Annotated in this window: 21 protein-coding genes; 13 read left to right on the plus strand and 8 right to left on the minus strand. The window is 72.3% G+C overall.

Annotated elements, in window-relative coordinates; all coding sequences use genetic code 11:
• Positions 1–46: 46 nt before the first annotated feature.
• Both ACFWBB_RS00005 and lanKC read right to left on the minus strand, forming a co-directional pair.
• Positions 47–163, minus strand: a complete 117-nt coding sequence (locus tag ACFWBB_RS00005) for a SapB/AmfS family lanthipeptide (RefSeq protein ID WP_189924634.1) — start codon at positions 161–163, stop codon at positions 47–49.
• Positions 164–244: 81 nt separating this feature from the next.
• Positions 245–2,896, minus strand: a complete 2,652-nt coding sequence (gene lanKC, locus ACFWBB_RS00010; protein WP_385264640.1) for a class III lanthionine synthetase LanKC — start codon at positions 2,894–2,896, stop codon at positions 245–247.
• 215 nt (positions 2,897–3,111) lie between these two features.
• Here lanKC and ACFWBB_RS00015 point away from each other — a divergent pair, with 215 nt between their 5' ends.
• The 7 genes from ACFWBB_RS00015 (at position 3,112) to ACFWBB_RS00045 (ending at position 10,011) form a co-directional block, all read left to right on the plus strand.
• On the plus strand, positions 3,112–5,559 hold the full coding sequence (locus ACFWBB_RS00015) for a SpoIIE family protein phosphatase (protein ID WP_385264642.1): 2,448 nt from the start codon (positions 3,112–3,114) through the stop codon (positions 5,557–5,559).
• Between the two features lie 50 nt (positions 5,560–5,609).
• Complete coding sequence (locus tag ACFWBB_RS00020) at positions 5,610–5,981, plus strand: DUF6479 family protein (protein WP_385264644.1); 372 nt, start codon at positions 5,610–5,612, stop codon at positions 5,979–5,981.
• Positions 5,982–6,024: 43 nt separating this feature from the next.
• A complete protein-coding gene (locus ACFWBB_RS00025; RefSeq protein WP_385264647.1) occupies positions 6,025–6,207 on the plus strand; it encodes a hypothetical protein in 183 nt (60 codons plus the stop codon).
• A 67-nt stretch (positions 6,208–6,274) separates the two neighbouring features.
• Positions 6,275–7,342, plus strand: coding sequence for a glucose-1-phosphate thymidylyltransferase (locus tag ACFWBB_RS00030; protein ID WP_385264650.1), 1,068 nt, complete (start codon positions 6,275–6,277; stop codon positions 7,340–7,342).
• Entirely contained in the window at positions 7,339–8,307 is a 969-nt protein-coding gene (gene rfbB, locus ACFWBB_RS00035; RefSeq protein WP_385264653.1) for a dTDP-glucose 4,6-dehydratase, read from the plus strand. Before ACFWBB_RS00030 ends, rfbB begins: the two co-directional genes overlap by 4 nt.
• Positions 8,304–9,221 (plus strand): dTDP-4-dehydrorhamnose reductase, encoded by a 918-nt coding sequence (gene rfbD, locus ACFWBB_RS00040; RefSeq protein WP_385264656.1) that lies wholly within the window; start codon positions 8,304–8,306, stop codon positions 9,219–9,221. Before rfbB ends, rfbD begins: the two co-directional genes overlap by 4 nt.
• Positions 9,208–10,011 carry a class I SAM-dependent methyltransferase gene (locus ACFWBB_RS00045; RefSeq protein WP_385264658.1) on the plus strand — a complete coding sequence of 268 codons (804 nt, stop codon included), beginning with the start codon at positions 9,208–9,210 and terminating at the stop codon, positions 10,009–10,011. The genes rfbD and ACFWBB_RS00045 overlap by 14 nt, the downstream gene beginning before the upstream one ends.
• Here ACFWBB_RS00045 and ACFWBB_RS00050 read toward each other — a convergent pair.
• Complete coding sequence (locus ACFWBB_RS00050; protein WP_385264660.1) at positions 10,001–10,147, minus strand: hypothetical protein; 147 nt, start codon at positions 10,145–10,147, stop codon at positions 10,001–10,003. The two genes, ACFWBB_RS00045 and ACFWBB_RS00050, sit on opposite strands and share 11 nt — an antisense overlap.
• 4 nt (positions 10,148–10,151) lie before the next feature.
• On the minus strand, positions 10,152–12,083 hold the full coding sequence (locus ACFWBB_RS00055; RefSeq protein ID WP_385264662.1) for a glycosyltransferase family 2 protein: 1,932 nt from the start codon (positions 12,081–12,083) through the stop codon (positions 10,152–10,154).
• Positions 12,084–12,217: 134 nt separating this feature from the next.
• On the opposite strand from ACFWBB_RS00055, the gene ACFWBB_RS00060 reads away from it, so the two are divergent.
• A complete protein-coding gene (locus ACFWBB_RS00060) occupies positions 12,218–12,718 on the plus strand; it encodes a metallophosphoesterase family protein (protein ID WP_385264664.1) in 501 nt (166 codons plus the stop codon).
• Between the two features lie 267 nt (positions 12,719–12,985).
• Here ACFWBB_RS00060 and ACFWBB_RS00065 read toward each other — a convergent pair whose 3' ends face one another.
• A complete protein-coding gene (locus tag ACFWBB_RS00065) occupies positions 12,986–14,086 on the minus strand; it encodes an XdhC family protein (RefSeq protein WP_385264666.1) in 1,101 nt (366 codons plus the stop codon).
• A gap of 201 nt (positions 14,087–14,287) precedes the next feature.
• Between ACFWBB_RS00065 and ACFWBB_RS00070 the strand changes: the two genes are divergently transcribed.
• Positions 14,288–16,153, plus strand: coding sequence for a cellulase family glycosylhydrolase (locus ACFWBB_RS00070; protein WP_385264668.1), 1,866 nt, complete (start codon positions 14,288–14,290; stop codon positions 16,151–16,153).
• A 68-nt stretch (positions 16,154–16,221) separates the two neighbouring features.
• Here the strand turns inward: ACFWBB_RS00070 and ACFWBB_RS00075 are convergent, their stop codons facing one another.
• Positions 16,222–17,478 (minus strand): YncE family protein, encoded by a 1,257-nt coding sequence (locus ACFWBB_RS00075; protein ID WP_385264671.1) that lies wholly within the window; start codon positions 17,476–17,478, stop codon positions 16,222–16,224.
• A 181-nt stretch (positions 17,479–17,659) separates the two neighbouring features.
• On the opposite strand from ACFWBB_RS00075, the gene ACFWBB_RS00080 reads away from it, so the two are divergent.
• A complete protein-coding gene (locus tag ACFWBB_RS00080; protein ID WP_385264674.1) occupies positions 17,660–18,334 on the plus strand; it encodes a TetR/AcrR family transcriptional regulator in 675 nt (224 codons plus the stop codon).
• On the opposite strand, the gene ACFWBB_RS00085 is transcribed toward ACFWBB_RS00080, so the two are convergent.
• Positions 18,331–19,584: a glycosyltransferase gene (locus ACFWBB_RS00085; protein ID WP_385264677.1), complete on the minus strand. Its 1,254-nt coding sequence runs from the start codon at positions 19,582–19,584 to the stop codon at positions 18,331–18,333. The two genes, ACFWBB_RS00080 and ACFWBB_RS00085, sit on opposite strands and share 4 nt — an antisense overlap.
• Positions 19,585–19,805: 221 nt before the next feature.
• On the opposite strand from ACFWBB_RS00085, the gene ACFWBB_RS00090 reads away from it, so the two are divergent.
• Both ACFWBB_RS00090 and ACFWBB_RS00095 read left to right on the plus strand, forming a co-directional pair.
• A complete protein-coding gene (locus ACFWBB_RS00090; RefSeq protein WP_385264680.1) occupies positions 19,806–21,764 on the plus strand; it encodes an RICIN domain-containing protein in 1,959 nt (652 codons plus the stop codon).
• Between the two features lie 146 nt (positions 21,765–21,910).
• Entirely contained in the window at positions 21,911–22,684 is a 774-nt protein-coding gene (locus ACFWBB_RS00095; protein WP_385264682.1) for a hypothetical protein, read from the plus strand.
• 339 nt (positions 22,685–23,023) lie between these two features.
• Here the strand turns inward: ACFWBB_RS00095 and ACFWBB_RS00100 are convergent, their stop codons facing one another.
• The gene (locus ACFWBB_RS00100) at positions 23,024–23,389 is read right to left on the minus strand and encodes a nuclear transport factor 2 family protein (protein ID WP_385264685.1); all 366 of its coding nucleotides are present in this window, start codon (positions 23,387–23,389) and stop codon (positions 23,024–23,026) included.
• 171 nt (positions 23,390–23,560) lie between these two features.
• Here ACFWBB_RS00100 and ACFWBB_RS00105 point away from each other — a divergent pair, with 171 nt between their 5' ends.
• Positions 23,561–23,860, plus strand: coding sequence for a hypothetical protein (locus ACFWBB_RS00105; RefSeq protein WP_385264687.1), 300 nt, complete (start codon positions 23,561–23,563; stop codon positions 23,858–23,860).
• Positions 23,861–24,054 lie beyond the last annotated feature (194 nt).

Here is a 24,054-nt window from a genome sequence, read left to right on the forward strand (position 1 = left end):
GTTCAGCACGTGGTGCGCGCTGTGCGCGCACCACGTGCTGTGCGTGTCAGAGACAGAGCAGCACGCTGGTGGCGCTGACACAGGACAGCAGGCTCACGGTGCTGTTGCCGCCGCCCCCGGTGTGCTCGTCGGATTCCATCGTCTGCAGGTCGAGCAGGGCCATGGTGTGTCCTTTCATCGGTTGGATGTCACGTCCCGTGGGGACGGGTTGTGTCACGACTCCGTCGGTTGCCGCGGAGCCGCGTCATGAGGGCCGCCGGGGCGGCGGCGGGAGGAACGGCAGGTGCGCGGTGGCGCCCACGCCGTCCGGGTCGAGGGCGGCGGCCAGGGCGAGCAGGCACCCCGCCGTTCCGGTGCCGAGGTCCATGGACAGCCGCATCATCTGGTGTCCGGGGAAGGCGAGTTGGCCCTGGTAGGGCATCGCGAACCAGCCCAGTGCGGCGATCTGCTCGTCCAGCCGGGCCCGGGTCGCGCCCGGCGTGGTGGTGCGGGCGAGGTGCAGGATCATCCCGGCGCGGCCCTGGAAGAGACCGGGCTGCGCGTAGAAGCGGGAGGTGGCGGCGGTGAGGATGCCGACGCGGGCCCGCTCGAACTCCGCTCCGCCGTCCGGGACATGGGTGGCGTGGTCGTCGAGCACCGCTCCCACCCCCACGCTGCCGTCCCCGAGATACGGCAGGGTCCGCCACTTCTCGTCGACCTCCACCGCACCTCCCTCGCGCTCCACGCAGGCCGCCAGGTCCCGGTGCAGGGCGACGCCCGCCGCCTCGAGCAACCGGCGGTCGCCGGTCTCCTCGTACTGCCTGAGCAGGAACAGGGCGGGTCCGCTCGCGCCCCGCAGCAGCCCGGCCCGGCGTCGGCGGGACCCGTCCGGCACCGGTTCGGCGAGTCGTCGTACGACGATGTCGGCGGCCTCGGCGGCCCGCTCGCGCAGCTCCGGCTCGCCCGTCCCGCGCGCCAGGTCGCCGAGGACGAGCCCCAGTCCGGCCAGCCCGCCGTGCAGGTCGGAGGAGAGGTTCTGCCACCGCTCGCGCAGGATGCCGTCGACCAGGTCCAGCGCCCGCTGCCGGTGACCGAGCAGGTCCAGCACGTGGGCGACGCCGGCGAGGCCGTCGTACAGGCCGAGGGGGGTGCCCGTAGGGGCCGGGGCGGTGTGGTCGAGGAGCCAGCGCTCACCGTCCTCGTACCGTTCCGCGCCGGTCGCCCTCAGCGCGTACAGCACGCCGGCAGCGCCGTGCGCCAGCCCGAGACCGCCGCCGTCGGAGAACTGGGCGACGTCCCCGGGGAAGAGCCGGTCGTCGCGCTCAGGAGTCGCCGACGCGAGGATCGCCTTGACCATCGAGTCACGGCTGTGCGGCCAGTCACCGGGCTCCACCCGGAAGGCCGGCGCCGACGGCACCCGCGCGGCGACCCGTACCGGCGCGTTCGGCCCGCCCCCGTCCGGCGTCGGGACCCCTTCGGAGGCGTCCCGGGTGATCTCGGCGACCGCTTCGTCCAGGAACTTCTCCGGTACGTCCGGGAACTGCTCGGTGATCACCTCGGCGAGATGTGCCGCCTTGCCCCGGTCCACCACGAACAGCGTGGTGACGGGCAGGAACAGCGCGAGGCGCAAGCAGGCCAGTGCGTACCGGTCGACATCGGCGCCCCGGCGGTCGGGCGGTGCGAAGAACCCGGGGTGCGCCACGATCTGGCGGCCGTTCTCCCCGGCCGGGGCCGCCGCCTCGAAGTCGATCAGGTACACCGACTCCCCGTCCGGCGTCACCATGATGTTGAAGACGTGCAGGTCGTTGAAGACGATCCCGCGCGCGTGCACCTTCTCCACCGCCCGCTCCACCGACCGGTGGATCCGCACCGCCCACTCCGTGTACGCGGTGACGGCCCGCGGATCGGGGTCGGGACAAAGCAGAGGGTGCCGCTCGGCGAAGAACGAGTTGAGCGGACGTCCCTCGACGAGGTCCATGACCAGGAAACGGTGGTCGCCCAGGGTGAACCAGTCACGCACCTCGGGCACCACCCCGGTGCCCGACACCGCCTCGAGCGCCCGCTTCTCCCGCTCCAGCCGGGTGATCGCGTCCGCCCCGTCCGCGGCCAGCCCCGCGTGCGGCCGGCCCTCCTTCAGGACCACCTTGCGACCGTCCCGGGTGTCGGTGCCCGCGTAGACCCCGCCGCCGTTGGAGAAGTGCAGCGCCTTCTCGATGCGGTAGGGCAGCTCGCCCACCGTCGTCGTGTTGCGGGCCGCCAGGTGCGGCTCCAGGAACGCGGGCAGCGTCACCCACTCCGGCACCTGGAAGGAGGGCGCCCGCCGGTCCGGGACCAGGGCTCCCTCGCCGTCGCGCACCGCCAGCACCAGCGAGCCCCGGTCGTCGACGACGTACCGGCGCGCGAACGCGCCGTGGCGGACGTAGAGCGGACCGTCGGACCAGCGCAGGTCGGTCAGGATGTACGGACCCTCGAAGCCCTCCAGCAGCGCGCCCAACTCGCGCAGCACCGTGTGCAGCTGCTCCTCGTCGGACGGGTAGAGCGTGACGAACTTGCCGCTGGTGTCGCGGCCCGCGTACTTGGTGTTGCGCAGATGCAGCAGGTGCGGACCCGGCACGAACTTGAACGGGACGCGGCGCGGGACGCAGTAGTCCCACACGATCGCCGCCGTCCGGTCCGCGTTCGCCCGGGTGGCCGAGGCGTGGATCTTCCAGCCCTGGGCCGGACCGGCCGCCGGGGACCCGTCCGCGTCGAGCGGTGTCAGGGTCAGCCAGTCGCCGGTCCGCGCCGACGTCCAGCCCCTGGGGACCGGGCGGCGCGCCGTGTCGAACAGCGGAGCGGGCCCGTCGCCGGTCAGCCGGTCGGGTGTCTCGTAGAAGTGCGCGTCCGCCAGCGCGTACACCTCGTAGCGCTTGTCCATGCGTCCCCTTCCGTGTCCCGGCTTCCGTGGCCCGGCCAAGAGACTCGCAAGCGGAGAGGGCCGCGGACAGTCACGCCTGTCACGAGATCCCTGTGCGGTACGCACGCGTAAAGACATGTTCGATCTGTTTCGAGCACGGGCCGCCGCCGGTTCGCTCCCCTCGCGGCCCCGCCAAACGGCCACAGGGGCTGCGCCCGGGAACCTTTGGCGCTGTAATGGCGGACGTGGTCAGTGAGGGTGCCGCAGAGCGCAGAACGGGACACCCGCGCGCCGAAATCGCGCTCAAGACGATCACGGCCGATCCCGCCTCACCCGAACGGGTGCGACGCACTTTGGAACAGGCACTCGTCTTCGCGGGCGCGGCCCTCGCCGCGCTCTACACGCCCGGGGACGGCGATCTGCTCCGCCTCGTCGAGTCGGCGGGAGTCCCGAGGACCTTCTACGGGCTGCGCGAGAGCTACCCGCTCGACGGCCACTCACCGGCCGCCACCGCCCACCGTGCCGGGCGGCCGGTGTGGCTGGGCCCGGCGGAGCTCGCCGACTGCGCGGAATCGCGGCGGATGCCCACCAGGGACGTCCACCTGGCCGCCCTGCCCGTGCGCGACGGCACGGGCGGCTGCCTGCTCGCCGTGAGCGAGCGCCCCGGCGGCTTCGGCGCCGACGACCGCACCTGTCTGGAGCTGGTCGCCGAGGCCGTCACGTTCCCCGCGCCGGCCGTCCCCGCCGAGGACGAGGAACTGCGCCCCAACGCCTTCAGCCTGGCCATGGACACCGGCCGCGTCGAGGTCGGCGACGAGATCCTGGAACTGTTCGGGATGAGCCGGGCCGACTTCGACGGGCGGGTGGAGACGCTGCTCGGGCTCACCGTCCCCGAGGACCTGCCCTCGCTGATGTCCGTAGTCGAGGCCGACCACATGTCGATCGGCGAGCGTGAGCTGGAGTTCCGGGTGCTCCAGCCCACCGGGCCGCCGCGGTGGCTCAGGCTCCGCGGCCGGCTGCTGCCCGGCGACGGCCGCCCGGCACGGCTCGTCGGCACCGTCACCGACGCCTCCTCCCTGCGCGGCGAGGTCACCGACGTCTCCCGCGTCCAGCGGCTGGCCGCCGCCCTCGCGACCGCCGGCACCGTCAGCGACGTGGGCCAGGCGGTCGTCGCCGCCCTGCGCAAGCCGCTGCGGGCCGACCGGATCGCGCTCGCCGAACTGGAGAACGAACGGCTCGTGGTCACCGTCCTCGACCCGCCCGAACCCGACTCCTGGCCCGAGCTGTGGCAGCTGGAGTGGCGCGCCGAGTGGCCCGACGCGCCCGTGCGCGCCATGCCCACCCTCGCCGCCGCCCTGCGCGAGGGACGGGCCCGGATCTGGCCCGCCGGCACCGCCCTGGAACCGGCCCTCGCCGAGGTCGGCCCCGGCGGCCTCGCCGTCCTGCCGCTGTCCGCCGGGGGCCGGATGGCCGGCGCCTGCCTCATCGGCTGGGACGAGCCGCACGAATTCGGCCCCGACGAACGCGCCCTGCTCACCGCCTCCGCCGGTCTCGCCGGGCAGGCCCTGACGCGCGCCCGCGCCTTCGACGCCGAGCACGAACTCGTCGGCATGCTCCAGCGCCAGCTGCTCCCGCGCCGTCTGCCGGAACTCCCCGGCGCCGTCGCCGTCGCCCGCTATCTTCCGGCCACCGCCGGCCTCGAGCTGGGCGGCGACTGGTACGACGTGATCCCGCTCTCCGAGCACCATGTCGCCCTCGTCATCGGCGACGTCCAGGGACACAGCGCCGGCGCCGCCACCCTCATGGGCCAGATGCGCACGGCACTGCGCGCCTACGCGACGGAGGGACACCCGCCGGACGTCGTGGTCTCGCACGCCAACCGGCTCCTGATGGAGATGGAGACCGACCTCTTCGCCACCTGCTGCTATGTCGACGTCGACATGGAGGAGGGCACCGCCTGGTGCGTACGGGCCGGGCATCCGCCGCCCGTCCTGCGGTACCCGGACGGGTCGACCGACATCGCCTTGACGGACGGCGGCCCGCCCCTCGGCGTCGTGACCCGGGCCGAGTTCCCGATGACCCCGCTGCGTCTGCTGCCCGGCACCGTGATCGCCCTGACCACGGACGGACTCGTGGAGTCCGCCGACCTGGACATCGACACCGGCCTGGACCGCCTCGCCCATGAACTGGCCGTCTCCGACCCCGCCCACCTCGGCCTCGTCGCCGACGCCCTGCTCGGCAACGCCCACCGCGGCGACGACGTCGCCCTGCTCCTGATGCGCTACGACGGCATGGCCGTCAAACCCCTGCGCGAGGGCTGGACGGTGTGGCGGGTGCCCGAGGCGGCCCGGCAGGCCCGCCGCTTCACCCGGCGCACCCTGCGCACCTGGGGCGTGTCGGCGCAGGCCATGGACGCCGCCCTGCTCGTCGTCTCCGAACTGGTGACCAACGCCCTGGTGCACACCGACGGCCGGGTCCGCCTCGACCTCACCCTGGTCAACCACCGGCTGCGCGTCGCCGTGACCGACGCCTCGCCCCGCAGCCCCGTCAAGCCGACCAGCCTGGGCTGGGAGGCCACCGGCGGTCGCGGCCTCCTCCTCGTGGAAGCCGTGTCCGACGCCTGGGGGACGGTGCCGGTCAGCGGCGGCAAGCAGGTGTGGAGCGAGCTGGCGCAGGCGAACTGAGCCGCCGGGCCGCCACGTGTTCCGGAGTACGGACGGGGTACCCGCCGCCCATGGACACCTTCGCCTCCGTCTTCGTCGCGGCCTCCGGAAGGTCCGCGCTGGCCACCTTCGCCTTCATCGCCGTCGGGATCGTTCTCGTCGGCGGTCTGATCTGGGCCTTCCGGTTCGGCATCAAGGTCCGCAGTCGCGAGTCCGCGCCCCCGGCGCCGCACGAACAGCCCCACAGGCCCGGCGCCGCCCCGGCCCATGAGACCCACCGGACCCGCGAACCGAACGAGATGCCGCGGTCGACGGACGGCGAACGCCTCACCCCGCACGAGCTGCGGCCCACCGGCAGCCGGGACAGCGCCGACCAGCGCCGCCCCCGCTGGGACGAGGGGTCCGGCGGCTCGTTCGGCAGCGGCGGCCAGGGTGCCGGCTGACCAGGGGCGAGAGCCTTGTGACCAAGAAGGGTGATGAACCGTCGTGACCGCGCACATCGAGGAGAAACCGGCGACCCGCCGGGCCGAGACCGGCTGGGCCAGGGCCCGTCGGCTCCGCCGCGGAATGGCCGCGCTGCGCACCTGTGTGCCGGCCGTCGTCGTACCCGGCGTGCTGGCCGGGATGCAGACCGGCCCGGAATGGAACATTGTCAGGGGTGAGGACTGACCGGCACACAGTGCGCATGAGCGGATGAATCGGTCGCGGCCGGGCGACCGGGGCTGGAGTGACCCCGATGAAGGCTCTCGTGCTGTCCGGCGGCGCCGGGACCCGCCTTCGGCCGATCACCCACACCTCGGCCAAACAACTCGTACCGGTGGCCAACAAGGCCGTGCTCTTCTACGGCCTGGAGTCCATCGCCGCCGCCGGCGTCACCGAGGCCGGGGTGATCGTCGGGGACACGGCCGAGGAGATCCGCGAGGCCGTCGGCGACGGCTCCCGCTTCGGCCTCGACATCACCTACATCCCGCAGGACAGACCCCTCGGCCTCGCCCACGCCGTGATCGTCGCCCGTGACTTCCTCGGCGAGGACGACTTCGTGATGTACCTCGGCGACAACTTCATCGTCGGCGGCATCACCGACCTCGTCGAGGAGTTCCGCAGGACCCGCCCCGACGCCCAGATCCTGCTCACCCGGGTCCCCGACCCCCGCGCCTTCGGCGTCGCCGAACTCGACCCCGCAGGACAGGTCGTCGGCCTCGAGGAGAAGCCCGCGCACCCCAAGAGCGACCTCGCGCTGGTCGGCGTCTACCTCTTCACGCCCGCGATCCACGACGCCGTACGCGCCATCGGGCCGTCCCGGCGCGGCGAGCTGGAGATCACCGACGCCGTCCAGCGACTGATCGACAGCGGCGCCCGGGTGCGCTCCACGATCATCAAGGGCTACTGGAAGGACACCGGGAACGTCGTCGACATGCTGGAGGTCAACCGGACCGTGCTGGAGGGCGTCGAGCGCCGGATCGACGGCGAGGTCGACGAGTCGTCCGAGACGGTCGGCCGGGTTGTCGTGGAGGCGGGCGCCCGCGTGGTGAACTCACGACTCGTCGGACCCGTCCTCCTGGGCGCCGGCAGCGAGGTCCGCGACTCCTACGTCGGCCCCTTCACCTCCGTCGGCGAGAACTGCCGGATCACCGACAGCGAGCTGGAGTTCTCCATCGTGCTGCGCGACTCCTCCATCGACGGGGTGGGCCGCATCGAGAACTCCCTGATCGGCCGGCACGTCGAGGTCACCCCGGCGGCCGGTGTGTCCCGCGCCCACCGGCTGGTTCTCGGCGACCACAGCAAGGTACAGATCCACGCATGAACCTCCTCGTCACCGGGGCCGCCGGATTCATCGGCTCGGCGTACGTGCGCGGCCTGCTGGCCCGCGACCCGGCCGTGCGCGTCACCGTCCTGGACCAGCTCACCTACGCGGGCAGCCGCGCCAACCTGCCGGCCGGCCATCCCCGCCTGGAGTTCACCCACGGCGACATCTGCGACGCCGGCCTCGTCGGCAAGCTGACGGCCGCCGCCGACCAGGTCGTCCACTTCGCCGCCGAGTCCCACGTCGACCGCTCCATCGACGGCGCGGGCACCTTCGTCCGCACCAACGTCCTCGGCACCCAGACGCTGCTGGACGCGGCCCTGCGGCACGGCGTCGGTCCCTTCGTGCACGTCTCCACCGACGAGGTGTACGGCTCCATCGAGACCGGTGCCTGGACCGAGGACCAGCCGCTGCGCCCCAACTCCCCGTACGCCGCCTCCAAGGCGTCCTCCGACCTGATCGCCCTCTCCTACCACCGCACCCACGGCCTGGACGTCCGCGTCACCCGCTGCTCCAACAACTACGGCCCGTACCAGTTCCCCGAGAAGGTGATCCCGCTCTTCGTCACGAACCTCCTGGACGGCGAGCAGGTCCCGCTCTACGGCGACGGGCGCAACGTCCGCGACTGGCTGCACGTCGAGGACCACTGCCAGGGCGTCGACCTCGTCCGCGCGAAGGGCCGTCCGGGTGAGGTGTACAACCTCGGCGGCGGTACCCAGCTGAGCAACCGCGAGCTGACCGCTCTGCTGCTCGACGCCTGCGGGGCCGGCTGGGACCGGGTCGCGTACGTCGAGGACCGCAAGGGCCACGACCTGCGCTACTGCGTCGACTGGACGAAGGCCCGCACCGAGCTCGGCTACCGGCCCCGCCACGACTTCGCCGCCGGTCTCGCCGGGACGGTCGCCTGGTACCGGGACCACCGCGACTGGTGGGAACCCCGCAAACGCAAGGCGCGGACGACATGAGATGGCTGATCACGGGCGCGGGCGGCATGCTCGGCCACGACACCGTGGAGGAGCTGGCCCGACGCGGCGAGGACGTGACCGGCCTCGACCGCGGCGCTCTGGACGTCACCCGGCCCGAGTCCGTGGCCCGGGCGTTCGCCGCGCACCGGCCCGATCTGGTCGTCAACTGCGCCGCCTACACGGCCGTCGACGACGCCGAGACCGACGAGGCCCGCGCGCTGCTGGTCAACGGCGAGGGGCCCCGTCTGCTGGCCGCCGCCTGCGCCGGGCACGGCGCCCGCCTGGTCCACGTCTCCACCGACTACGTCTTCGACGGCGAGGCCCGTACCCCCTACCGGGAGGACCGGCCGCCGTCCCCCCGCACCGCCTACGGCCGCACCAAACTGGCCGGCGAGCGGGCCGTCCGCGCCGTGCTCCCCGACGCGTCGGTGATCGTGCGCACCGCCTGGCTCTACGGCGTCCACGGCCGCAGCTTCGTCCGCGCGATGCTCGACCTGGAGGCCCGCCGCGACACCCTCGACGTCGTCGACGACCAGCGCGGCCAGCCCACCTGGAGCGCGGACGTCGCCGTCCGCGTCGCCGACCTGGGACCGGGGGTCGGCCGAGGCGCGACGGGCGTCTTCCACGCCACCGCGGCCGGCGAGGCCACCTGGTACGACCTCGCCCGCGAGGTGTTCCGCTCCATCGGCGCCGACCCGGACCGGGTACGCCCCACCACCGGCGACGCCTTCCCCCGCCCCGCGCCCCGGCCGGCCTACAGCGTCCTCGCGCACGGCCGCTGGCGGGAGGCGGGCCTGTCACCGCCACGGGACTGGCGCGCCGCCCTGCACGAAGCACTTCCGCTGATCCGCGAGACGTCCTGCGGCCCGGTGTCACCCGAGGAGTTCGAGGAGTCCCTTCGTGAAACGCCATGAGTTCCTGCGGGAACTGCACAAGGTCACCGCCAACCGCAACTACCTGGAGATCGGCGTCAACGACGGCCGCAGCCTGCGGCTGTCCCGGGTGCCGAGCATCGCGGTCGACCCCGCGTTCAAGGTGACCTCGGAGCTGCGCTGCGACGTCCACCTGGTGAAGGCCACCAGCGACGACTTCTTCGCCCGCCGCAATCCCCTCGCCCATCTGAAGGGCGGCCGCCACCCGCTGCGCAACCTCGCCCGGGGGCGCCACCCCCTCGGCCACTGGCGCCGCACCACCCTCGACCTGTCGTTCATCGACGGCATGCACCTGTTCGAGTACGCGCTGCGCGACTTCATGAACGTCGAGCGGCACTCCGACTGGTCGAGCGTGATCGTCCTGGACGACATGCTGCCCCGCGGCGTCGACGAGGCCGCCCGCGACCGGCACACCACCGCCTGGACCGGCGACGTCTACAAGCTCATCGAGATCCTGTCCCGCCACCGCCCCGATCTGGTGATCGTTCCCGTCGACACCCAGCCGACCGGCCAGCTCGTCGTCTTCGGCGCGAACCCCCGCGACCCCGTGCTGCGCGAGAAGTACCACGAGATCGTCGCCGAGTACGACGTCCCCGACCCGCAGAAGGTCCCCGAGGCGGTCCTGGAGCGGGTGCGCGCGGTGCCGCCGCAGGTCCTGCTGCGGGCCGGCTTCTGGAAGCCCCTCGTACGGGCCCGCAACCGGGGTCTCGACCGCTCCCGGGGCTGGGAGCCGCTGCGCGGAGCACTGGAGCGGGCGGCCGTCAGCCGCTGAGCCGCAGCTCCCGGTGGTGGTCCCGGCAGGAGGCGTAAGAAGGCAGCAGCCCCGGCACCTCGTGGAAACCGCCCCGCCCGTCGGGGCAGACCTCGGGCTCCACGACCCAGGCCCCCTCGGTGCCCGGTGGCCGCACGGCGTCACCTTCTCCGGGGCGTGATGCTCTGGAGTGCCCGGTACAGCGCCCGTCGCACCCTGCGGGCCAGTCGTCGCCCGCCGCCGGGCTGGGGCGCCGGCACCACGAGGACGCCGTCCGCGTCGACGTGCAGGGCGAACGGCAGTGGATGGAAGCGTGCCCCCTCCGCGTCCGGGGTGAGACACACCGTCGTCAGCCAGGTCCTGCCGGTCAGGTCCCCGACCGGCAGGACGGCCGCCAGCCGGCCGCCCGGCGAGAGCGTCCCGAAGATCTCGTGGGAGTCGCCGGACCTGGCCCCCGTCAGCCGCACCAGCACATCGGCGGCCTCGGGCACGTGCAGCGGCAGGACCACGTGGAGCCGGTCCTCGACGACGGTGACGTCCCCGGCCGCCACCCGGCCCAGGCCCAGCCGCTGGCCCGCGTGACCGACGTCCAGCGCGAGACTCGCGTACCGGTCGGTCCAGTACGGCAGCACCACGCGCCCCGCGACGACCCCGGCGGGCGGGACGGGACGGCCGTGACGGGGCGCCGGGCCGAGCCGCAGCTCCTTCGTCCAGCCGCCCAGGCCGACGCGCACGAACACGTCCCACAGCCCCTCGCCCGCCGGCCCGCCGCTGAGCGCGGTGGACGGATCGACGGTGGCGGTCGCCCGCAGCACGAGCCGTACCTGACCGGCGTCACCGGCCGGAACCGTCTCCCGGACCACGTCGACCGGCTGGAAGTACTGCGCCGCACCGACCCGCTCGCGCAGCAGCAGGTCGGGCACGGTCCGGTCGAACCGGCCCACGGTGTCCGTGCCCAGCCATCGCACCGCCTCGGCCACGTCCCGCGGCGGCCACTGCGGGGAGCCCCCGGCGGACGGGAACGTCATCGGCCCGCCGTCGTGCGTCAGCTCGGCGGCGAAGGCGATCCGCAGCGCGCCGCCCTGCCATGCGACGTCCTCCGGGTCGACGGCGAGCGCGACGCCCGCCTCCCACTCCGCGAACGCCACGACGTCGTCGTAGCGCCCCTCGGCGGCCAGCGCGGCGACGACCCGCTGGGTGGGCTGGAGCGGCGCCGCCACCCCGGGCCCGAACCGCTCGACCACGACCCCGTGGATCTCCTCGAACAGCTCCCTGCGGTAGTCCTCGGGCAGGCCGAGGAAACGCCGGCCGCGCAGCCGCTCGACCATTTCCACGCGCAGCCACCGCCGGAACAGCTTGTCGCGCAGCGGACCCGGCTCGGTGTACCGCTCGACGACGTCGAGGGCCTCCCGGAGGTTCTTGAAGTAGCCCACCGGGTCGAACCGCCGGAAGCCCGCGTTCGCGGCGTCGTGCCGTCTGACGTGGTAGTAGCAGACGTAGTCGCTGAGCACCGAGACGTTGCCGGCGCGCAGATAGGCCTCGGTGACGAAGACATGGTCCTCCAGACGCCGCCGGCCCTCGGGAAAGCGCAGTCCCGTACGGTCCAGGAACGCCCGGCGGACCATCTTGTGCGGAGTGAGACTGTCGATCAGCGGCGCGTTGCCGACGGTGGCGTGCGGGCGGTTCACGCGGAACAGCTCCACCGGCACGGAGCGCCCCTTGCCGGCCATCTTCCCCACGACGACATCGGCGTCGTGGGTGACCCCGTAGGCGTACATGCGCTCCAGGGCCTCGTCGCCGAGATGGTCGTCGTTGTCGACGAACATGACGTACTCGCCCCGGGAGAGGTCGATACCGACGTTGCGGGGCTTGCCCGCCCAGCCGGAGTTCTCCTGGTGGACGACCCGGATCCGGGGGTCCTCCGCGGCGACCGCGTCGAGGCGGGCGGGGGTGGCGTCGGTGGAGCCGTCGTCGACGAAGATCACCTCGTACTCGTCCGGCGGGAGCGACTGCCTCAGCAGCGAGGCGAGGCAGTCCTCGATGTAGGGACCGGGGTTGTAGACGGGGACGATGACGCTGACCTTGACCGGCATCGGGCTCCTGGCCCCCTTGCTGGATCGCTCTGCCGTGCGCGGGGCGGCGGGTGCGCGTGGCCCGATGCTAACCCCGCCGCCGACGCCCCACCTGTCCTGATTCGCCCGGGTCGGGGATTTTGTAGTCTGGCGCGGTGCGTCTCCTGATGATGGCCGACACCCACCTCCCCAAGCGCGCCAAGGCGCTGCCCGCACCGCTGCTCGACGAGCTCCCGCACGCGGACGTGGTGATCCATGCGGGGGACTGGGTCGACACGGACACCCTCGATCTGCTGGAGAGCCGCAGCCGCCGGGTCATCGGCGTGTACGGCAACAACGACGGGCCGGATCTGCGCGCCCGGCTGCCCGAAGTCGCGTTCGCCGAACTGGGCGGACTGCGGTTCGGGGTCGTCCACGAGACGGGCTCCGCCCAGGGCCGGGAGGCCCGCTGCGCCGCCCGCTTCCCGGACCTGGACGTCCTGGTCTTCGGGCACAGCCACATCCCCTGGGACACGACGGGCCCGAGCGGCCCGCGCCTGCTCAACCCGGGCTCCCCGACCGACCGCCGCCGCGAGCCCCACTGCACCTACCTGACGGCCACCGCGGCCGACGGCCGCCTCACGGACGTGGTCCTGCACCGGCTGCCACCGCGCTGAGCGGACGAAGGGCTGCGCGGACAGAGAACCGGGCCGCTCCCGGCCATGACGGTCGGAGGCGGCCCGGAACTTGCGAGTGTGCGTTGCTTCAACGGGCCTCCTTCCTTCGCGAGACGAAGGACAGAGGACATGCATGCCTGTCCGTTAAGGGCACGTACCCGATTCGCACCTGTTTAACACACTGAACGCACTTTCTTACGAGCCGCGGGCAGACGGGGGGAGACGGGGGCGAGACGGGCGAGACGGGGGCGAGACAGGGGGCAGGCCTCACCTCGCGCGGTGGATCGCTCCGGCTGTCGCGGTCAGCGGAACGCCGCTGCCGCCCCAGCGCAGCGCGACGATCTCGGCGGCCACCGCCACGGCGACCTCCTCGGGCGTACGGGCCCCCAGGTCCAGCCCGACCGGTGAGCGCAGCCGGGACAGTTCACCGTCCGTGAGCCCGGCCTCGACGAGTCGCGCCCGGCGCTCGTCGTGGGTGCGGCGGCTGCCCATCGCCCCGATGTACGCGGCGGGCCCGCGCAGCGCCACCTCAAGCAGCGGCACGTCGAACTTCGGGTCGTGGGTCAGCACACAGATCGCGGTGCGCCCGTCGGTGTCGGTGCCGCGCAGATACCGGTGCGGCCACTCCACCACCACCTCGACGCCCGGCGGGAAGCGGCGGGGGGTGGCGAACACCCGCCGGGCGTCGCACACGGTGACCCGGTAACCCAGGAAGTCGCCGATCCGGGCGACGGCGGCCGCGTAGTCGATCGCGCCGAACACCAGCATGCGCGGCGGCGGCGCGAAGGAGTGCAGGAACACCGTGACGGAGTCCTCCCGCCGCCGGCCGCGGGGCCCGTAGTGCCGTACGCCGGTGACGCCGAGGGCGAGTTCGCCGCGCGCGTCGGCCGTGACCGCGGCGTCCAGGCCGTCCGTGCCCAGCGTGCCCGAGGTCCGCTCCGGCCACACGGCGAGAGCGGCCCCGCGGGGCGCGGGACCGTCGGTGACCAGGGCGACGGTGACCGGCTCGCCCGCCGCGACCGACTCCGCGACCGCGCCGAAGGACGGGTCCAGGCGGGGCGTGACGGGACGGACCAGCAACGTGATCTCGCCGCCGCAGGTCAGCCCGACGGCGAACGCGTCCTCGTCGCTGTAGCCGAAGGTCTCCAGCCGGGCCGTGCCGTCGGCCACGACCTCCCGGGCCAGCTCGAACACCGCGCCCTCGACGCAGCCCCCGGACACACTGCCCACGACCTCGCCGTCCGGCCCCACCGCCATCGCCGCGCCCGGATCGCGCGGCGCGCTGCGGCTGACGGCGACCACGGTGGCGAGCCCGAACGGCACACCGGCCGCGTACCACCCGTTCAGCACCGGGAGAATCTCACGCACGATCGGCCCCTTCCGGCCGCGACGACCGAATCGGCCGTTTCCCTGCACGGTAATCCGCGGCTGGTTGCCCCGCCGGTCCGCCCGCGCGGGGTACCTGGTGAACCGGCGGGGCCGGATTGCCAACTGGGCTGGCAGGGAATGAACTTACTCACGGGTCAGAAGGTATTGACGGTGTCCGGAAATCACCGGACTGTAGTGGACATGCCGAATATCCGGGCTCGTCTGCTCGCTGTTCTGGTAGTCCTCTGCGGACTCTGTGGCTTCCTGACGGTGGCGGGCTCCCCGGCCGCCACCGCCGCGACCACCCTCCCCGACTCCCTCCCCTTCGACGGCACGGCGCTCACCGTGTCGGGCGGCCGCTTCCTCGACGCCGGCGGCCGCGAGGTCGTGCTGCGCGGCTACAACGTCTCCGGCGAGACCAAGCTCGCGGAGAACAAGGGCCTGCCCTTCGCCTCCGTCGCCGACGCCAGGAAGTCCGCGACGGCGCTGCGCGCCCTCGGCGGCGGCAACTCCGTGCGCTTCCTGCTCTCCTGGGCCTACGCCGAACCGGTGCGCGGCCAGGTCGACACCACCTACCTGGCCGCGGCCACCGAACAGCTGCGCGCCTTCCTCGACGCCGGCATCCGCGTCTACCCCGACTTCCACCAGGACCTCTACTCCCGCCACCTGTTCAACTCGGGCAGCTGGTACACCGGTGACGGCGCTCCCAAGTGGGCGGTGGACCTGGGCGGTTACCCGAGCGAGTCCTGCGGCATCTGCTTGCTCTGGGGGCAGAACATCACCCAGAACGGCGCGGTCAAGGCCGCCCAGTACGACTTCTGGCACAACAACTACGGCCTCCAGGACTACTTCCTGGCCACCGCCCAGAGGACCATGGCGTACCTCAAGACGAACCTCACCACCGAGGAGTTCGCGGGCGTCCTGGGCTTCGACCCCTACAACGAGCCCTATGCCGGCACCTACGACTCCGGCCAGACCAGCCGTACCTGGGAACGCGACCTGCTGTGGCCCTTCTACGTGAGGTTCCGGGCCCGGATGGACGCGGCCGGCTGGACCGACAAGCCCGCCTTCGTCGAGCCGAACCTCTTCTGGAACGGCAACGTGAGCAAGGAGGAGGGCGGACTCCTCGACGCGGGCACGCTCGGCTCCCGCTATGTCTTCAACACCCACTTCTACGACCAGAAGGCCATCTCCGGCGTCCTGATGTGGGGCAACGCGGAGGACGGCCAGTACGTGACCGACTTCGGCACGGTCCGCGACCGCGCCTCCGCGGCCGGGACGACGGCGATCGTCAGCGAGTTCGGCCACCCGCTGAACGGCTCCACCGCCGGCAAGGCGCCGACCGTCCTGAAGGCGATGTACCAGTCCCTCGACTCCCGTGTGAAGGGCGCCGACTGGTGGACCACCCCGGCGGCTTCGGGGCCGGTCCTGTCCGGCTCGCAGTGGCAGTGGGACATCTACAACGGCCGCCACCACGAGCTGATGAACGACAACGCCGGCAAGGTGCGCACCACCGGTGACGCCTGGAACGACGAGGATCTCTCCGCCGTACGCCTGGACGACAGCGGCACCGTGACGCTCCGTCAGGACGCCCGGCTGCTCGACCGGATCTACCCGAGCGCCACCTCCGGCACCACCGTCGCCTTCACCTACGAGGACCGCTCCCGCGACGGCTCCACCACGCTCACCTGGAATCCGGTCCCCAGCTCCCTGCCGAACACGAAACAGCTCGTCGGTTCCGGCCAGTACGGACTGCTGGTGTGGCGCTCGAACGGCGGCACGGCGCCCACCGAACTGCATCTGCCGGCCTCCTTCCCGACCGCCACGACGACGGTCGTCTCCGACCTCGGCACGGTGTACGCCCCGCCCGCGTACACGACGACCACGAAGATCGCCGCGGCCGCCGAACCGGGCGGCACGGGCAGCCGGCGCCTGCTGCTCAGCGCGCCGGACTCGGGCACCGTGCACTACGCCCTGGTGACCAACGGGTCGACCGCGCCGTCCGCGACCCTGCTGGCCGCCGCCCGTACGGAACTGTCGACGTGGGTGGCCCAGAAAGTGGGGTGACCGCGCCGGGCACGACGACGGGGTGGGTGGCGGTCATCGCCACCCACCCCTGCTGTACCGGGGAGCCGTCAGCTGCCGGTTCCGGTCCAGTTCGCCGCCACATGGCCGAGCCGCACCCGCTGCGGATGGTCGCCCACGGGTACCGACACCACCTTCCGCCCGGTGGCGAAGTCGATCGCCGTGACCTGGTCGGCGCCGCTCTCGGAGATGACGCAGTCCTTGCCGTCGCCGCTGACCGTGGCCCAGTAGGGCTTGGAGGCGGTGACCAGCGGGCCCTCCTGGAGGGTGGCGCGGTCGACGACCGTCGCGTAGTCGTCCATCGTGCCCGCGACGCACAGCTTGGTTCCGTCGGGACTCATCGAGAGTCCGTGGTGGCGCGAGTCGTTGACGAACGTGGTGCGGTCGTCGCTGGTCGCCGGGTTCTTCGGCAGGGTCTTCGTCCGGGTGATGCGGTCCGTGGCGAGGTCGTACTCGAAGAAGCCGTTGAAGTACGAGACCTGGAAGTACAGCTTGGACTCGTCAGGGGAGAAGACGGCCGGGCGCACGGCGTCCGAGAAGTCCGTGAGACCGATCGCGTCCAGCCGCTGCCGCATGTCGATGATCTTGACCTGCTGGTAGGTGTTCGCGTCGACGACGGTGATGCGCCGGTCGCCCTTCGTGAAGTCCTGCCACGGGGCGTCCTGCGAGGTGTTCACGTCGCCGATCGCCATGTTGTAGATGTACTTGCCGTCCTTGGTGAAGATGTTCTCGTGCGGCTTGTCGCCGGTCTTGAACGAGCCCAGCTGCTTGCCGGTGTTGATGTTCAGGACGTGCACGGTGTTCGAGATCGAGGCGGAGACCGCGACCCGGGTGCCGTCGGGCGAGACGGCCATGTGGTCGGAGCGGTAACCGGACACCGGGAAACGCCAGTTGATGTTCCCGGTGGCCAGGTTGATGGAGACGACGTCGGCGAAACTGGGCCGCGAGACGACCACCGAGGCGCCGTCCGGCGTGGTGTACATGTCGTCGACGAACTGGTCGTGGCCCTCGCCGACACCGTTGCGGATGGCCTGGAAGTAGATCCACTTGATCGGATCGGCGTTGATCTCCGCCATCCGGGCGTCCTTGTCGGGGATCACGTTGATCCGGCCGACCTTGGCGAAGTCACCGCTGGACTTGATGACGTCCGCCGTGCCCTCCCAGTTGTTGCCGACGAAGAGCACCTCGCGCAGCGCGGCGGCGTTCGAGGCGCCGGAGGCAGCGGTGGCGGCGGTCGCGGGGGCGGTGACGGTCAGGACGAGGGCGGCGGCTACGGAGCAAAGGTGCCTGGTTCTGAAGGCAGGCATGGCTGCTCTCTCCTCTGGGGGCGAAAGGTGTGGGGGCAGGGCGGAAGAACCCGCCCAAATCTGAACACGGGTGCATTCAGAATTGACTTACTGGAAAGTAAGGAAGGGGTGCCCTTCGCCACAAGACCCCGTACGCGACAAACTTGACGGCGGGGGAGCACGGAACGACGAGGGAGGGTCAGTGGCGGGCAGGCTCAGGGCGCCGACCGGCCGGTACGGCGGCAAGACCGCCGAGCAGCGGCAGGCCGAGCGGCGCGGGAGATTCCTGGAGGCGGCGTTGCGGCTGTTCGGGGACGCCCCCGGCTACCGCGGCACCACGGTCGCGTCGCTCAGTGAGGCGGCCGGACTGTCGACCCGGCAGTTCTACGAGGAGTTCCGCACCCTCGAGGACCTCCTGGCCGCGCTGCACCTCCAGGTCAACGACTGGGCCGAGGAAGCGGTCCTGGCCGCCTTCGCCACCGCGGGGGACGTGCCGCTCGTCGAGCGGGTCACCGCGATCTTCCGCGCCTACGCGGCCAATGTGACCGCCGACCCGCGCCGCATCCGGATCACCTTCGTGGAGATCGTCGGCGTCAGCCCCCGGCTGGAGGAGCAGCGGCTGGCCCGCCGCGCCCGCTGGGTCGACCTCATCTGCGCCGAGGCGACGGCGGCCGCCGCCCGGGGCGAGGCGGCCCCCCGTGACTACCGCCTCGCGGCGACGGCCTTCATCGGCAGTGTCAACGGCCTTCTCCACGACTGGAGTTCGGGATGGGTCGACGCCACCCTGGACGAGGTGGTCGACGAACTGGTCCGGCAACTGCTGGGCATCCTGCGACCGGCCGGGTGGGCACCCGAGGCCGCTCAGGACCTGCCCTAGCCGCTCCTGCCGGGCCCGGGCCGCCCGGGTGACAGCCGGTGCACGGCCTCCACCACCCGCCCCACCCCGTCCTCCCCGCGCACCCGCGCCCCCAGGGCCCGGGCCCGCTCGCGGTGTCCGGGGTCCCGGGTGGCCCGCAGCAGCGCCTCGGTCAGGGTGTCGGCGGTCAGCCGTCGCAGCGGCACCGAAGCCGGTGCCACGCCGAGGCCCACCAGCCGGTCCGCCCAGAAGGTCTCGTCGAACTGGATCGGTACCGGTACGGCGGGGACCCCGGCCCGGAGGCCCGCCGCCGTCGTGCCCGCCCCGCAGTGATGGACCACCGCGGCCGTCTCGGGGAACAGCAGCGAGTGCGGGACGTCGTCGACGGTCAGCATGTCCTCGCCGTCGGCCGCGAGGCCGGCCCAGCCGCGCTGGATCACCCCGCGCAGTCCTGCGCGCCGCAGGGCCCGGACGATCTCGGCGCTCAGCAGCCGCGGGTCGGGCACCGTCGCGCTGCCCAGGCCGACGAAGACCGGTGGCGGCCCGGCGTCGAGGAACGCCCGCAGAGCGGAGGGGAGTTGAGTCTCCCGGTCGTACGGCCACCAGTAGCCGGTGACGTCCAGTTCCGCCCGCCAGTCCCGGGGCCGGGGCACCACCAGCGGGCTGAAGCCGTGCAGGACCGGCCAGCCGTGCCGGTGCCGGGCCCGCAGGCCGGGACGGCGCACGGCGGGCAGCCCCAGCCGGGCCCGTACCGCCGGCACGACCGGCGCGAAGATCTGTTCCACGGCCATCCCGACACCGTGTCCGGCGAGCCGGTTGCCGACCGCTCCCCATGAGCCGCCGCCCAGCATCGGCGGTGCGAACTCCGCAGTGGGGGCGACGGGTTGGAGGTAGAGGCCGAGGCTGGGCAGGGCCAGTCCCTCGGCGATGACGTGCCCCAGGGGTGCCACCGAGGCGGACAGCAGCAGGATGTCGCCGGCCTGCGCGGCGGTCAGGAGATCGTCGGTCATCCGGCCCACCAGTGACCGCGCCATCCGGCCCATCCGCAGCAACTTGCCCGGGCCGGTGGTGCTGCGGTGCAGCCCGCGGCCCCGCTCGGACTCCAGCTCCGCCCGCGGATCCACCGGGAGCGCGTGGAACCCCACCCCCGAGCCCGCCACTAGCGGCGCGAACCGCGCATGGGTGACCAGGGTGACCTGGTGTCCCGCACGCACGAGTCCATGGCCCAGTCCCGTGAAGGGGGCGACGTCACCCCGGGATCCCGCTGTCATGATCGCCACTCGCACGACGGACAGTATGGCCGCACGGCGTCCGATCGTAGGTGAACGACCCCGGGAATGAAGCCAGTTCATTTTTGAGAGCGGTCACATCACTTCTGTCGCAGCCGTTGACTTCACTCACCCACGGCTCTACTTTCGGCGCGCAAAGCGTTCGGTTCGCCGACCCTTGTTCGATATTTCGAAGATCGATCTTTCGAAGCTGGAGCCGCCGTATGTTTCCCCCACACCCCGCGCACCCCGTCCGGCACCGGAGATCCGCCGTCGCACGGCTGCTCGCCCTGCTGCTGACGGTGACCGCCGCCCTGCTGTTCGCCCAGCCCGGCACGGCCCAGGCCGCGACCTCGCGCCAGATCGCCGTGCCCACCGCCCCGATGGGCTGGGCCTCCTGGAACAGCTTCGCCTCGAAGATCGACTACAACGTCATCAAGCAGCAGGTCGACGCGTTCGTCGCCGCGGGCCTGCCGGCGGCCGGGTACAAGTACATCAACATCGACGAGGGCTGGTGGCCGGGCACCCGCGACAGCGCGGGCGACATCACCGTCGACGAGTCCGAGTGGCCCGGCGGCATGAGCGCCATCGCCGACTACATCCACAGCAAGGGCCTCAAGGCCGGGATCTACACGGACGCGGGCAAGGACGGCTGCGGCTACTACTACCCGACCGGCCGTCCCGCCGCCCCGGGCAGCGGCAGCGAGGGCCACTACGACCAGGACATGCTCAAGTTCTCGCAGTGGGGCTTCGACTTCGTGAAGGTCGACTGGTGCGGCGGTGACGCCGAGGGCCTCGACGCGGCGACGGCGTACACCGCGATCAGCGGTGCCGTCACCAAGGCGACGGCCGCCACCGGCCGCCCGCTCACCCTCTCCATCTGCAACTGGGGCTACCAGAACACCTGGAACTGGGCCCCCGGGCTCGCCCCGATGTTCCGGACCAGCACCGACATCATCTACTACGGCAACAAGCCGTCGATGACGAACCTGCTGTCCAACTTCGACCAGGGACTGCACCCCACCGCCCAGCACACCGGCTACTACAACGACCCCGACATGCTGATGGTCGGCATGGACGGCTTCACCGCCGCCCAGAACCGCACCCACATGAACCTGTGGGCCGTCTCCGGCGCCCCGCTGCTCGCCGGCAACGACCTGACCACGATGACGGCGGAGACGGCGAACATCCTCAAGAACCCCGAGGTCGTCGCCGTCGACCAGGACGCGCGCGGCCTCCAGGGCGTCAAGGTCGCCGAGGACACCAGCGGGGCGCAGGTCTACGGCAAGGTCCTGTCCGGCAGCGGCAAGCGTGCCGTCGTCCTGCTCAACCGCACCTCCTCCGCCCAGAACATCACCGTCCGCTGGTCCGACCTGGGGCTGACCAACGCCTCCGCCACGGTCCGTGACCTGTGGGCCCGTGCCGACGTCGGCACGTACTCCACGAGCTACACCGCGAGCGTCCCGGCGGGAGGCTCGGTCATGCTCACCGTGACCGGCGGCACCGAGGCGTCGGGCAGCACCTACACCGGCACCTCGAGCTTCTCCGGCGTCGTCGCCGGGAACACCGGCCTGAAGGTCGTCGACGTCGCCTACACCAACACCGCCACCACCGCCCGTACCGCGACCCTGAAGGTCAACGGCCAGACGGCGACGACGGTCTCCTTCCCGCCGACGGGCTCCACGCAGGGCACGATCACCCTTCAGGTGGCCCTGTCGAAGGGCTCGTCCAACACACTCGCCTTCACCGGGGCCCCGGCCCTCGCCGACATCACGGTCAGGCCCCTGGCCGGCGCGAACGGCACCCTCGTCGTCGGCAAGCAGTCCGGCCGCTGTCTGGACCTGTACAACAGCACGCTCACCAACGGCACCCAGGCCGAGCTGTGGGACTGCAACGGCGGCTCCAACCAGGCCTGGACGTACACCTCCCGCAAGGAACTCGTGGTGTACGGGAACAAGTGCCTGGACGCCTACAACCTCGGCACCACCAACGGCACCAAGGTCGTGATCTGGGACTGCAACGGCCAGAACAACCAGAAGTGGAACGTCAACAGCGACGGCACGATCACCAACGTCAACGCGGGGCTCTGCCTCGACGCCAACGGGGCGGGCACGGCCAACGGCACCACGATCGTGCTCTGGACCTGCGGCACCGCCGACAACCAGAAGTGGACGCTGACCTGACCCTGCGGACCGGGGCCCGACCCTCGCGGGTCGGGCCCCCTCACCGCGGGCAGAGACACCCGAGGCCCGGTGGCGGGGAACCGGCCGGGCGTTTTCCCGTGTCTGTCGACATGTCGGACCGGTCGACGCACGGGACCAGGGGGACCATGTCGGACATCAACGAGGCCCAGTCGGTCAGGAGCAGGGGCGGACGCGTCCGGCGCGTGGTGTTCCGCCTCGGCATGGCCGCCCTGATCCTGCTGCTCGCCGGACGCACCTACCAGGAGACGGCCGTGGCGCACGCCCGGTCGCACGGATCCCTGCACACCGCCGTCGCGAGCGTGACGGAGCTGACCTCGCACACGGAGTCCGGATACGCGGGCGGCGGACAGGCCGGCGGCAGCGACGCGTACTTCAGCCACACCGACTACACCGTCCGACTCGCCGTGGGCGAAGGGCGGAAGAGGGTGGACAAGGTCGAGGACCAGGTCGGGCACGACCTCTGGGAGGGCAAGCGGGTCACGGTCGGCCTGTGGCACGGCCGGGTCGTGGAGATCGACGGCCAGGACGTGTGGCGCGGCTGGCACTTCGGGACACTGGACGTGACGCTGATCGTGCTGACCCCGTTGACGACGGCCTATCTGATCTCCCTCGCCGTGTCCGCCGCCGCCCTCCTGGCGGCCCGGGCGGGCCGGGCCCGGGCGGGCCGCGACGACCGCTTCGGGCCCTGCGCGCTCGGGTCGGTCGTCGGCACGGCGGCGCTGCTCGCGCTCCTCGTCGACGCGCTCTTCGGGCACGTCCTCCCGTACTGGCCCGCCGTTCCCGTCTGCGCCGGTACGGCGGTGGCGCTGGCCAGGCTGAGCGCGGTCATCCGGCGCCTCGGACGCATCGCCGCCGAGGGCGCCCCGGCCGACACGGGAAGCGCGTCGGCCCGGGCCTGAGATCAGCTCTGCCGCGGCGGGCCCGGTGACCCGCTCCGCCCAGGAACTCCCTCGCCCGCTCCGCTAGCCGGACGGCCACGGTCGCCTCACCCGCGGCGGATGCGGACACGGCTCAGCGAAGCCGGCCGCACCGCCTACGAACGGCAGGCGGCGCCGCAGGACGCGGGCGGGACCGTACCGCTCGCAGGGCTGTGCGCAGCAGGCGAAGGAACTCGCCGGCCTGCCGCGGACACCGGTGCCGGCAGCGCGGAGCAAGCCGGACGCGCTCACCCGAGCCCGGCCCGTACCGAGAAGGCCCAGGTCAGCCTGAGGTGACCTGGACCCCTGCGGTCTTCCCTCCTACTCGTCCCATGCCTGGATCATCGTCTGCTCGACGATCTTGCCGTCCCGTAGCGTGATCATCGACTCGGCGAGGACGCGCACGCCGTCCGTGTACCGGCAGGACTCGCTGAAGGCGGCGCGGTCGCCCTGGACGATGCACTCCTCCAGCTTGTGGGTCATGTCCCGGCTGTAGACGTCGTCGAGCATCCGGCCGATCTCGTCCCGGCCGTGCAGCACCTTGGGCCGGCTCGGCTGGGTGTTGTGGTCGATGACGTGGATTTCCGCGTCATCGGCGTAGAGCGACAGCAAGGTCGACGCGGTCTGTTCTTCTATGCCTCTGCGCAAGGTCTCGGTGTCGAAGGCGGAGCCTGCCGCGGTGCTCATGGTGACCTCCTCCGAGGGCCGCGGCCGAGGGGAGGTCGGGCCGCCCGACCCTCACCTTCGAGGCTCCTCCGCCAGGCCGGGGTCGGCAAGCGCAGGCGGTCGTCTCCGCCTGTCGGGTGAGCGCCGCCGCCCACCCGTGTCCGCGAGGGCTCCCGTGGCGTTGCTGAGGGCATGATCTCCACTCGACGCATCGCCGCTCTCGCCGCTCTCGCCGCCGGGGTCACGGGCCTCGCGGCGCCCATGGCGAACGCGGCCGACGCCCCGACCACCGGCCGACTCAACCCGATGACGGTGCTGGACTCGCTCGTCGCCGCCCCGATCCCCGCCGAGCACCGGGCGGCCCTCCCGCCGGTCTCGCGGCAGCTGGGCGAGCTCAACAAGGTGAGCCGGCTCGACCAGCTGCACGAGCTGCACCAGGTCACCGACCTCGTCGCGCCCGTCACCGGCCTGCTGCCCGGAATTCAGGGCTGAGCGACCCGTCTCTGCCCGCGGGGGCCGTCCGGACGACCGGGCGGCCCCCGCCCGCGTCCGGCCCCGTCAGCGGCAGCCGTCGGCGGTCTGCGGTTAGCCGTCGGCAGTCTGCGGTCAGCGGTTAGCCGTCGGCCGTCAGCCGTCAGCCGTCAGCCGTCCGCCGTCCGCCGTCGGCCGTCAACGGTCAGCCGTCA

The organism is Streptomyces sp. NPDC060000 (genome assembly GCF_042737375.1).
Taxonomy (GTDB): domain Bacteria; phylum Actinomycetota; class Actinomycetes; order Streptomycetales; family Streptomycetaceae; genus Streptomyces.

Bases quoted from the DNA above. Each gene is read 5' to 3' on its own strand.
- ACFWBB_RS00005 (WP_189924634.1), bottom strand. From the start codon at position 163: ATGGCCCTGCTCGACCTGCAGACGATGGAATCCGACGAGCACACCGGG.
- lanKC (WP_385264640.1), bottom strand. From the start codon at position 2,896: ATGGACAAGCGCTACGAGGTGTACGCGCTGGCGGACGCGCACTTCTAC.
- ACFWBB_RS00015 (WP_385264642.1), top strand. From the start codon at position 3,112: ATGGCGGACGTGGTCAGTGAGGGTGCCGCAGAGCGCAGAACGGGACAC.
- ACFWBB_RS00020 (WP_385264644.1), top strand. From the start codon at position 5,610: ATGGACACCTTCGCCTCCGTCTTCGTCGCGGCCTCCGGAAGGTCCGCG.
- ACFWBB_RS00030 (WP_385264650.1), top strand. From the start codon at position 6,275: ATGAAGGCTCTCGTGCTGTCCGGCGGCGCCGGGACCCGCCTTCGGCCG.
- rfbB (WP_385264653.1), top strand. From the start codon at position 7,339: ATGAACCTCCTCGTCACCGGGGCCGCCGGATTCATCGGCTCGGCGTAC.
- rfbD (WP_385264656.1), top strand. From the start codon at position 8,304: ATGAGATGGCTGATCACGGGCGCGGGCGGCATGCTCGGCCACGACACC.
- ACFWBB_RS00055 (WP_385264662.1), bottom strand. From the start codon at position 12,083: ATGCCGGTCAAGGTCAGCGTCATCGTCCCCGTCTACAACCCCGGTCCC.
- ACFWBB_RS00070 (WP_385264668.1), top strand. From the start codon at position 14,288: ATGCCGAATATCCGGGCTCGTCTGCTCGCTGTTCTGGTAGTCCTCTGC.
- ACFWBB_RS00075 (WP_385264671.1), bottom strand. From the start codon at position 17,478: ATGCCTGCCTTCAGAACCAGGCACCTTTGCTCCGTAGCCGCCGCCCTC.
- ACFWBB_RS00085 (WP_385264677.1), bottom strand. From the start codon at position 19,584: ATGACAGCGGGATCCCGGGGTGACGTCGCCCCCTTCACGGGACTGGGC.
- ACFWBB_RS00090 (WP_385264680.1), top strand. From the start codon at position 19,806: ATGTTTCCCCCACACCCCGCGCACCCCGTCCGGCACCGGAGATCCGCC.
- ACFWBB_RS00095 (WP_385264682.1), top strand. From the start codon at position 21,911: ATGTCGGACATCAACGAGGCCCAGTCGGTCAGGAGCAGGGGCGGACGC.
- ACFWBB_RS00100 (WP_385264685.1), bottom strand. From the start codon at position 23,389: ATGAGCACCGCGGCAGGCTCCGCCTTCGACACCGAGACCTTGCGCAGA.
- ACFWBB_RS00105 (WP_385264687.1), top strand. From the start codon at position 23,561: ATGATCTCCACTCGACGCATCGCCGCTCTCGCCGCTCTCGCCGCCGGG.